The 8,912-nt window shown below is 57.2% G+C and carries 8 protein-coding genes; 4 read left to right on the forward strand and 4 right to left on the reverse strand.

The features are described from left to right. Nucleotides 1–18: 18 nt before the first annotated feature. The gene (gene feoB, locus ACETPC_RS16795) at nt 19–2,319 is read right to left on the reverse strand and encodes a Fe(2+) transporter permease subunit FeoB (protein ID WP_380183268.1); all 2,301 of its coding nucleotides are present in this window, start codon (nt 2,317–2,319) and stop codon (nt 19–21) included. Nucleotides 2,320–2,333: 14 nt separating this feature from the next. Beyond that, nucleotides 2,334–2,558, reverse strand: a complete 225-nt coding sequence (locus ACETPC_RS16800; RefSeq protein WP_380183270.1) for a FeoA domain-containing protein — start codon at nt 2,556–2,558, stop codon at nt 2,334–2,336. A gap of 53 nt (nt 2,559–2,611) precedes the next feature. Here ACETPC_RS16800 and ACETPC_RS16805 point away from each other — a divergent pair, with 53 nt between their 5' ends. Beyond that, nucleotides 2,612–2,761, forward strand: a complete 150-nt coding sequence (locus ACETPC_RS16805) for a hypothetical protein (protein WP_380183272.1) — start codon at nt 2,612–2,614, stop codon at nt 2,759–2,761. Nucleotides 2,762–2,780: 19 nt separating this feature from the next. On the opposite strand, the gene ACETPC_RS16810 is transcribed toward ACETPC_RS16805, so the two are convergent. Both ACETPC_RS16810 and greB read right to left on the reverse strand, forming a co-directional pair. Then, nucleotides 2,781–5,096: a Tex family protein gene (locus ACETPC_RS16810; RefSeq protein WP_380183273.1), complete on the reverse strand. Its 2,316-nt coding sequence runs from the start codon at nt 5,094–5,096 to the stop codon at nt 2,781–2,783. Between the two features lie 99 nt (nt 5,097–5,195). Beyond that, nucleotides 5,196–5,675 (reverse strand): transcription elongation factor GreB, encoded by a 480-nt coding sequence (greB, locus tag ACETPC_RS16815; RefSeq protein WP_380183275.1) that lies wholly within the window; start codon nt 5,673–5,675, stop codon nt 5,196–5,198. 212 nt (nt 5,676–5,887) lie between these two features. Here greB and ACETPC_RS16820 point away from each other — a divergent pair, with 212 nt between their 5' ends. The 3 genes from ACETPC_RS16820 to envZ form a co-directional block, all read left to right on the forward strand. Further along, nucleotides 5,888–7,180 (forward strand): glycoside hydrolase family 28 protein, encoded by a 1,293-nt coding sequence (locus tag ACETPC_RS16820; RefSeq protein ID WP_380183277.1) that lies wholly within the window; start codon nt 5,888–5,890, stop codon nt 7,178–7,180. A gap of 209 nt (nt 7,181–7,389) precedes the next feature. Further along, complete coding sequence (gene ompR, locus ACETPC_RS16825; RefSeq protein ID WP_001157751.1) at nt 7,390–8,109, forward strand: two-component system response regulator OmpR; 720 nt, start codon at nt 7,390–7,392, stop codon at nt 8,107–8,109. Then, on the forward strand, nt 8,106–8,912 hold an 807-nt coding region (gene envZ, locus ACETPC_RS16830; RefSeq protein ID WP_380183297.1), incomplete at its 3' end, for a two-component system sensor histidine kinase EnvZ. The genes ompR and envZ, both read left to right, overlap by 4 nt.

Genomic DNA, 8,912 nt, shown 5'->3' on the forward strand with positions numbered 1-8,912 from the left:
CCTGCGGTGGCAGATCGCTTAGTGACAGCTGCCTTTTTTGCTGCAGCCAGCACAGCCGACGGCATCAAGGGTTTTGACCGTCAGCCGCTCGGGTTTCAGCCTGATATTTTTCAGGACCGCCCAGAGACAGAGATTAAAAATAGCTACCGTAGCCAGCGTTATTGCGCTGGACTGCGGATGGCTGCTGAAGGTGGCGAACTGATAAAACAGCGTTGCCAGCGAATAGGCCAGGTTTAGCCCCCAAAAATTCGAGAACAGCATCCAGCGAGTGCTACTTTCGCGCGCTACAGCTCCCATTACCGATACGCAGGGCACATACAGCAGCACGAAGATCAGATAGCTATAGGCGGCGATATCGCTGGAGAACTTCGTATGCATAACGCCCATAGCGCCACTCGCCATTTCACCATCGCCTTTGCTGGCCTCCAGGGGATGCAGCAGTACGCTCAGGCTGAAAGTTTCCTTTACGCTCTGCCAGGTTTGCGCGACGGCATCTTTCAGCTCTGCCGCCAGGCTATAGCTCTGCGGGTCGAATTCTTCTTCGTGCAGCGCTTCAGCGGTATACAGCGTATTCAGCGTGCCGACCACGACTTCTTTTGCCATCGCGCCAGTTACCAGCCCTACCGTAGCCTGCCAGTTATCCTGATCCACGCCGATAGGACTAAGCAGCGGCGTTAGCTGGCGGCTCAGGGTTGCCAGCGCCGAATCATTGATGCTGGAAACAGGCTGGCCGCTAAAGGAAACGCTGTTCAAACCGCCGATAATTATGCTGACCACCACGATCACTTTCCCGGCGCGCAGCACGAAACTTTTCAGCCGCTGCCAGGTTTGCAGGCAAAGGCTTTTCAGGTGCGGTACGTGCCAGCCGGGCATCTCCATCATAAAGGGCGCGGCTTCGCCACGCAGCAGCGTATGTTTCAACACCAGGCCGGTAATAATCGCTGCTGCGATGCCCAGCAGATAAAGGCTGAATACCACCAGCGCGCCGCTCTGTCCGAAAAAAGCCGAAGCGAAAACGGCAAAGATAGCCAGCCGTGCGCCGCAGGACATAAAGGGCGCCATTAACAGCGTAATCAGGCGCTCGCGGGGCGCATCAAGCGTACGGGTGCCCATTACCGCAGGCACGTTGCAGCCAAAGCCGACAATCAGCGGCACAAAAGATTTACCCGGCAGCCCGAGCGTCTGCATCAGGCGATCCACGACAAAGGCCGCGCGCGCCATATAGCCGGAATCCTCCATGAAGGAGAGAAACAGATACATCAGGCCGATTTGCGGAATCAACGGCATCACGGTGTTGATGCCGCCGCCGATGCCCTGCGCCAGGAACAGCGTCAGCATAGAGGGAAAATGCAGCGTCGCGCCCAGCCATTGCACGCCGTCAATAAAAATCGCGGCGCTGCTTTGTTCGAAAAACGGCTGCAGCGCGCCGCCAAGGTTGATGGCGAGAAAGAACATCAGGTAAATCACCATCAGAAAGATGGGAATGCCCAGCCAGCGGTTCAGCACCAGCGCGTCGAGCCGTGCGGAAAGAAGATGCGGCGCGGCTTCGCCTTCCGCCGTCGCGCTCTGGCACAGTTTTTCAACAGCGGCATAGCGAGCCTGGCTGATATGCAGCGGCGCCTCGCGATCGCTTTGCCCGGCGAGGCTGGCGGCAGCTTCACCAGCCTGGCTGCGGCACCAGATATCGCCTTCCAGCATCTGTAGCGCCAGCCAGCGCCGACGTGAAACGGGCAGCCGCTCAGGCATAACCGCCGACAATTCGGCTACCTGGCGTTCTGTCTGCTGCGGATAGGCCACCGCGAAAACTTCCGGCTGGCCTGCAAACTCATCAATCGCCGCTTTTAGCCGATCGATACCCTGACCGCGCGTGGAAACCAGCGGCACGACCGGACAGCCCAGCACTTTCGCCAGCTGCGCCACATTGATGTTTATTTTGCGGCTTTCGGCAATATCCAACATGTTCAGCGCAACGATGCAGGGCACGCCCAGTTCGCGTAGCTGCAGTGTCAGATAAAGATTGCGGACCAGGTTGCTGGCGTCCACCACGTTGATCAACAGATCCGCTTCGCCGCTCAGGATATAGCTACAGGCAATCTGCTCATCCAGCGAGGTTTGTTCTGAAATAGTGGTCAGCGAATAGGCGCCTGGCAAATCCACCAGCCGTACCTGATGCCGGGCTGTACTAAAAGCGCCTTCCTTGCGTTCAACGGTAACGCCAGCCCAGTTGCCGACGCGCTGCCTGGCGCCGGTAAGCTGATTGAATAGGGTCGTTTTACCGGCATTGGGATTGCCGATCAGGCCGAGAGTAATGGTTTTCATAGTCGGGCTCGCGTTCAGTTCAGGCAGTCAAGCTGGATAAGGGAAAGATCGTCGCGACGCAGCGCCAGGCTGGCGTAATCGTTCTCGATCTTGACCGGGCCGCCGAAAGGCGCGACGGCCTTTACCACAAACTCGGAGCCGGGCCGCAACCCTTGTAACAGCAGCTTTTGTCGGAATGCCGGACTGATAGCGGAAGAGTAGCTGACGATTTTATAGCGCTTACTGGAAAGTAATTTCATAATACCGCCCTGACAGGCGTTGCCTGTGGTGATAGTTGACTGGCGGAATTATAATGATAATGATTCTTAATTCAGTTGATACAGAACAATTTTTCGGCGGAGAAAGCTCACCGGCAGGTAAACGACAGGGCAAAAAGCGGAAAAATCAAATGGCGCGGATTGGGCAATCCGCGCCATTTATAGCTTTTTCGGGAACGTTTTGAGTAAAACGCTCCCGAAGGCTCAGGACTTCTTACCGAAGGCGGCGGCCAGCGCATCGCCCATCGCGCTATTGCCCGCAGGCTGCGTGGCCTGGCGAGGGCGCAGTTTATTCTGCGCCGGACGATTGTTATCGCGGCCCGCGCTGCGGCGAGCGCCGGTTTCGCCCGGCTGCTCGTCAAGGCGCATGGTCAGCGCGATACGCTTACGCTGCAAATCGACCTCCATCACCTTCACCTTAACGATATCACCAGCTTTCACCACCTTATGCGGATCGTCGACAAATTTGTCGGCCAGCGACGAGATATGCACCAGGCCATCCTGATGTACGCCGATATCGACAAAGGCACCGAAGTTAGTGACGTTGGTGACCGAGCCTTCCAGCACCATGCCAGGCAGCAGATCGTTCATGGTTTCCACGCCTTCCGCAAACTGCGCGGTTTTGAATTCGGGACGCGGATCGCGGCCAGGTTTCTCCAGCTCTTTGATGATATCGCTGACGGTCGGCACGCCGAATTTATCATCGGTAAAATCCACCGCGCGCAGATCGCGCAGCGCCGTTGAATTCCCCATCAGATCGCGCAGCGACTGCTCGGTCGCGGCCAGAATGCGCTCCACTACCGGATAAGTTTCCGGGTGAACGGTAGAGGCATCCAGCGGATTGTCGCCCTGGCTGATACGCAGAAAGCCGGCGCACTGTTCAAAGGCTTTTGGCCCCAGGCGGCTGACTTTCAGCAGCTGCTGGCGGTTGCGGAAGCGGCCGTTCTCATCACGCCAGCTCACGATATTCTGCGCGATCATTTTGCTCAGGCCCGCCACGCGGGTCAGCAGCGGCACGGAGGCGGTATTTAAATCCACGCCCACGCCGTTTACGCAGTCTTCCACTACCGCATCCAGCTTCTTCGCCAATTGGCTCTGGCTGACATCGTGCTGATACTGGCCGACACCGATTGACTTCGGATCGATTTTTACCAGCTCGGAGAGCGGATCCTGCAGGCGGCGGGCGATAGAAACGGCGCCGCGCAGCGAAACATCCAGATTCGGGAACTCCAGCGCTGCCAGCTCGGAAGCGGAATAGACGGAAGCGCCCGCTTCGCTGACAATCACCTTCTGGCCTTTGACCTGAGGAAACTGCTTCTGCACGTCCAGATAAAAACGCTCGGTCTCGCGTGAGGCTGTGCCGTTGCCGATCGCTACCAGCTCGACCTGATGTTTAGTGCAGAGCGCGGCAACAGCGGCGGCGGCCTTAGCAGCCTGGCCGGTATGCGGATAGATGGTGTCGGTCGCCACCAGTTTGCCAGTGGCATCTACCACTGCCACTTTAACGCCGGTACGCAGACCCGGATCCAGACCCATGGTGGCGCGCATACCCGCAGGCGCGGCCATCAGCAGATCGTGCAGATTGCGGGCGAAAACGTTGATCGCCTCGTCTTCTGCGCGCTCGCGCACGGTGCCCATCAGCTCGGTTTCGAGATGCAGCATAACTTTAATCCGCCACGTCCAGCTCACCACCGCTTTACGCCAGCTATCTGCAGGTGCGTTGTTCAGGCGCAGGCCAAGATGGTCGGCAATAATCTGCTCGCCGTGGCTTTCGCGCGGCGGCTCGTCAAACTGCGGATCGGCGTTCAGCGATAGCTGCAGCACGCCTTCGTTGCGACCGCGGAACATCGCCAGCGCGCGGTGTGAAGGCACGGTTGAGAGCGGCTCGTGATGATCGAAATAGTCGCGGAATTTAGCGCCTTCTTCTTCCTTGCCTTCTACCACGCGCGCGACCAGATGGGCGCTTTTCCACAGATAGTCGCGCACTTTCGCCAGCAGCGCGGCGTCTTCCGCAAAGCGTTCCATCAGGATATAGCGCGCGCCGTCCAGTGCGGCTTTGACGTCCGCCACGCCTTTTTCAGCATCGACAAAGCCAGCGGCAAGCTGTTCGGGCTCGTGCGAAGGATCCTGCCACAGCGTCTCTGCCAGCGGCTCCAGGCCCGCTTCGATAGCAATCTGTCCGCGGGTGCGGCGTTTCGGCTTATAGGGCAGATAAAGATCTTCCAGCTCGGTTTTGCTTAGCGTGCTGCCGATCGCCTTAGCCAGCTCGTCGGTAAGCTTGCCCTGATCGCCAATAGATTTCAGAATCGACTGGCGGCGTTCCTCCAGCTCGCGCAGGTAGCCCAGACGCGTTTCCAGCTGACGCAGCTGGGTATCGTCGAGGCCGCCGGTCACTTCCTTACGGTAGCGCGCGATAAACGGCACGGTGTTTCCTTCATCCAGCAGACGGACAGCGGCATCAACCTGTTCTGCCCGCGCCTGCAGCTCATTTGCAATTATGCGGCTCAGCGAATCTTTCATTGTCGGTTACTTTATGGCTTGAGAAATTGCGGACAGTTATACGGATTGCCGCCGGCAATTGCCAGCATATGACCGCCAGGATGCGCTCAATCCGCAGGATTAGGATTGTTTAACGTAGGTGATTTCGTTAACGTACCAGCCCGCTTCGCCTAAGGGTGTCTGCACCACAGCCAGATCGCCAACCTCTTTTTTCAGCAGCGCGCGCGCCATCGGCGAGTCGATAGAGATATAGTCTTTGCGGCCGAAAATTTCGTCATAGCCGACGATGCGAAAACGCTTCAGCTCGCCGTCGTCGTTTTCCACTTCGACCCAGGCGCCAAAGAAAACCTTGCCCTCCTGCTGCGGCGAATAGTCCACGATACGCAGCTGCTCCAGGCATTTGGTCAGATAGCGCACCCGGCGGTCAATCTCACGCAGGCGCTTTTTATTGTATTGATAGTCGGCGTTTTCGCTGCGGTCGCCAAGGCTGGCGGCCCAGGTGACTTTTTTGGTCACTTCCGGCCGCTCTTCGCGCCACAGGTAATCCAGCTCGGCTTTTAGTTTGTCGTACCCTTCACGGGTGATCAGTTTGGTTTTCATCCGGCAACAGACATTTTCAGTGAAACGGTGGCGGTAGTGTAATCACTCTGGCGGCGTTATTCATCCCGGGGCCTTATTTTCCGGAATGGCGTAGCGGTCGGCGAAACCTTTGCGCTATTGCCATCATTCCTTTTCTTCTGTCGCTGACAACAAGGGCGGGTTGTCGGCACCGCGTAGAGTGACGGTTAAATACTGAACAGAGGAAGTTGAAAATGAGCGAGCTAAATATACTGACATTTGGGGCCGATCCAACGGCGGCCACGCTCTCTACAAGCGCTTTACAGCAGGCTATCGATCGCGCCGTGCCGGGCGATACCGTCGTGGTTCCCGCTGGTTGCTTCCTGACCGGCTCGCTGTTTTTAAAAAGCGATATGACGCTCTGGCTGGCCGCAGGCGCGGTGCTGTTGGGCAGCCAGCGGCTGGTCGATTATCAGGAGATTCAGACGCGCGTCGCCGGAATCGATATGAAGTGGCCAGCAGGCATCATTAATATCAACAATTGTCGACGTGTAAAAATCGCCGGGCCCGGCGTGATTGACGGACAGGGAGAATGCTGGTGGCAGCGCTTCTGGGGAGAGGATGAACAAGGCGGCATGCTGGCGGATTACAGCGAGCGTAACCTGCGCTGGGCGGTAGATTACGATTGTCGGCGGCCGCGCAACCTGGTGGTTTACCAAAGCGAAGAGATTGCATTACACGATTTTGTCAGCCGCGAATCAGGCTTCTGGAATATTCATCTTTGCTATTCCCGCGAGGTTTTGCTGGCAGACATTGAAGTTAATAACTCCGGTGGGCCAAGTACGGACGGCATTGATATCGACTCCTGCGAGCAGGTAACGGTAGAGCGCTGCACGCTTTCCTGCAATGACGACAGCATCTGCGTGAAATCAGGGCGAGGTTTAGCTGCCTGCCAGCAATCGAAAACCTCGCGAGATATTGTGATCCGCCATTGCGAACTGCGCAAAGGATCGGGCATCACGCTGGGCAGCGAAACTTCCGGCGGCATTGAACGAGTGCTGATCGAACATAACCGTTTTATCGGCACGGGCGCAGGTTTTCGTATTAAATCCGCCCGTAATCGCGGCGGCTGGATAAAAGAGATAACCGTACGCCATCTGACCATGACGGACGTACGCTTCCCGTTTCTGCTGCAGCTTAACTGGTTTCCGCAATACAGCTATGCGACGCAAAATGAACAGGCGGATTGGCCAGCGCACTGGCAGGCAATTCGCCAGGGCGTGGAAGGCGAGGCGGGTTTAACCCAGGTCAGCGATATCAGCGTGGCGCAGGTAACGGCTACGTTAACAACGGACGAGATTTTTTCCCGCGCTTTCTTTATAGAGGGCTGCGAAGAGCGACCCATTAAAAACCTGATCTTTAGCGATATCGGCATACAGGCGAAAGAGTTCGGTAAAATCGCTGGCGTGGATAACCTACAGCTGAGCAATGTTAGCGTTAGCGCTCCGGCCGTCACCCGGACGGAAAACGACGTTTATGAACGTTAATAGTACGCATCGTATTTGCCTTAGGCCCGGAATACTAAGCTAAAAAAGCGTGCTGCCGCTGCGCAAAGAGAATGAAAATTAAAGATAAGCTCCTGTTTAATATGCTTTGTAACAATTTCGGCTAGAATATAAACCATTATTGACTGTTACATTCAGGCATCTTTTTTAAGAATAATGGCTCAGGCAATAGCGCCTTTGGGAGTATCGAAATGCAAGAGAACTACAAAATCCTGGTCGTGGACGACGATATGCGTTTACGCGCGCTGCTGGAGCGCTATCTGACCGAGCAGGGTTTCCAGGTGCGCAGCGTGGCGAACGCCGAGCAGATGGATCGTCTGCTGACCCGCGAATCTTTCCATCTGATGGTGCTGGATTTAATGCTGCCGGGCGAAGATGGCCTTTCCATCTGTCGCCGTCTGCGCAGCCAGAGCAACCCGATGCCAATTATTATGGTCACGGCGAAAGGCGAAGAAGTCGACCGCATCGTTGGTTTGGAAATCGGCGCCGATGACTACATTCCTAAGCCGTTTAACCCGCGCGAGCTGCTGGCCCGTATTCGCGCCGTGCTGCGCCGCCAGGCCAACGAACTGCCAGGCGCGCCTTCGCAGGAAGAAGCGGTTATCGCCTTCGGCAAATTCAAGCTGAACCTGGGCACGCGCGAAATGTTCCGCGAAGATGAGCCAATGCCGCTCACCAGCGGCGAGTTTGCCGTGCTAAAAGCGCTGGTCAGCCATCCGCGCGAGCCGCTTTCCCGCGACAAGCTGATGAACCTGGCTCGCGGCCGCGAGTACAGCGCGATGGAACGTTCTATCGATGTGCAGATCTCTCGCCTGCGCCGTATGGTGGAAGAAGATCCGGCGCATCCGCGCTATATCCAGACCGTTTGGGGTTTAGGCTACGTCTTCGTACCGGACGGCAGTAAAGCATGAGGCGAATCCGCTTCTCTCCCCGCAGCTCCTTTGCCCGTACGCTGCTGCTGATCGTCACTTTGCTGTTTGTCAGCCTGGTGACGACCTACCTGGTGGTGCTGAACTTCGCTATTCTGCCCAGCCTGCAGCAGTTCAATAAGGTGCTGGCGTATGAGGTGCGGATGCTGATGACCGACCGGCTGCAGCTGGAAGACGGCACGCAGCTGGAGGTGCCGCCAGCGTTCCGCCGCGAAATTTACCGCGAGCTGGGGATCTCGCTGTATACCAACGCGGCGGCGGAAGAGAGCGGATTGCGCTGGGCGCAGCATTACGAATTCCTCAGCCAGCAGATGGCGCAGCAGCTCGGCGGCCCGACCGACGTGCGCGTAGAGGTGAATAAAAATTCGCCGGTAGTCTGGCTGAAAACCTGGCTATCGCCGGATATCTGGGTACGGGTTCCGCTAACCGAAATCCACCAGGGCGACTTCTCGCCGCTGTTCCGCTATACGCTGGCGATAATGCTGTTGGCGATAGGCGGTGCCTGGCTGTTTATCCGCATCCAGAACCGGCCACTGGTAGAGCTGGAGCATGCCGCGCTACAGGTTGGCAAAGGCGTGATCCCGCCGCCGCTACGCGAGTACGGCGCCTCCGAAGTGCGTTCAGTAACTCGAGCTTTTAACCAGATGGCGGCGGGCGTCAAGCAGCTGGCGGATGACCGTACGCTGCTGATGGCAGGCGTCAGCCACGATCTGCGCACGCCCCTCACGCGTATTCGTCTGGCGACCGAAATGATGGCGCAGGAAGACGGCTACCTGGCGGAATCG

Origin of the sequence: Pantoea sp. sgz302252 (assembly GCF_042610525.1) — a bacterium.
Classification (GTDB): domain Bacteria; phylum Pseudomonadota; class Gammaproteobacteria; order Enterobacterales; family Enterobacteriaceae; genus Erwinia.

Bases quoted from the DNA above. Each gene is read 5' to 3' on its own strand.
- feoB (WP_380183268.1), bottom strand. From the start codon at position 2,319: ATGAAAACCATTACTCTCGGCCTGATCGGCAATCCCAATGCCGGTAAA.
- ACETPC_RS16800 (WP_380183270.1), bottom strand. From the start codon at position 2,558: ATGAAATTACTTTCCAGTAAGCGCTATAAAATCGTCAGCTACTCTTCC.
- ACETPC_RS16805 (WP_380183272.1), top strand. From the start codon at position 2,612: ATGATAATGATTCTTAATTCAGTTGATACAGAACAATTTTTCGGCGGA.
- ACETPC_RS16810 (WP_380183273.1), bottom strand. From the start codon at position 5,096: ATGAAAGATTCGCTGAGCCGCATAATTGCAAATGAGCTGCAGGCGCGG.
- greB (WP_380183275.1), bottom strand. From the start codon at position 5,675: ATGAAAACCAAACTGATCACCCGTGAAGGGTACGACAAACTAAAAGCC.
- ACETPC_RS16820 (WP_380183277.1), top strand. From the start codon at position 5,888: ATGAGCGAGCTAAATATACTGACATTTGGGGCCGATCCAACGGCGGCC.
- ompR (WP_001157751.1), top strand. From the start codon at position 7,390: ATGCAAGAGAACTACAAAATCCTGGTCGTGGACGACGATATGCGTTTA.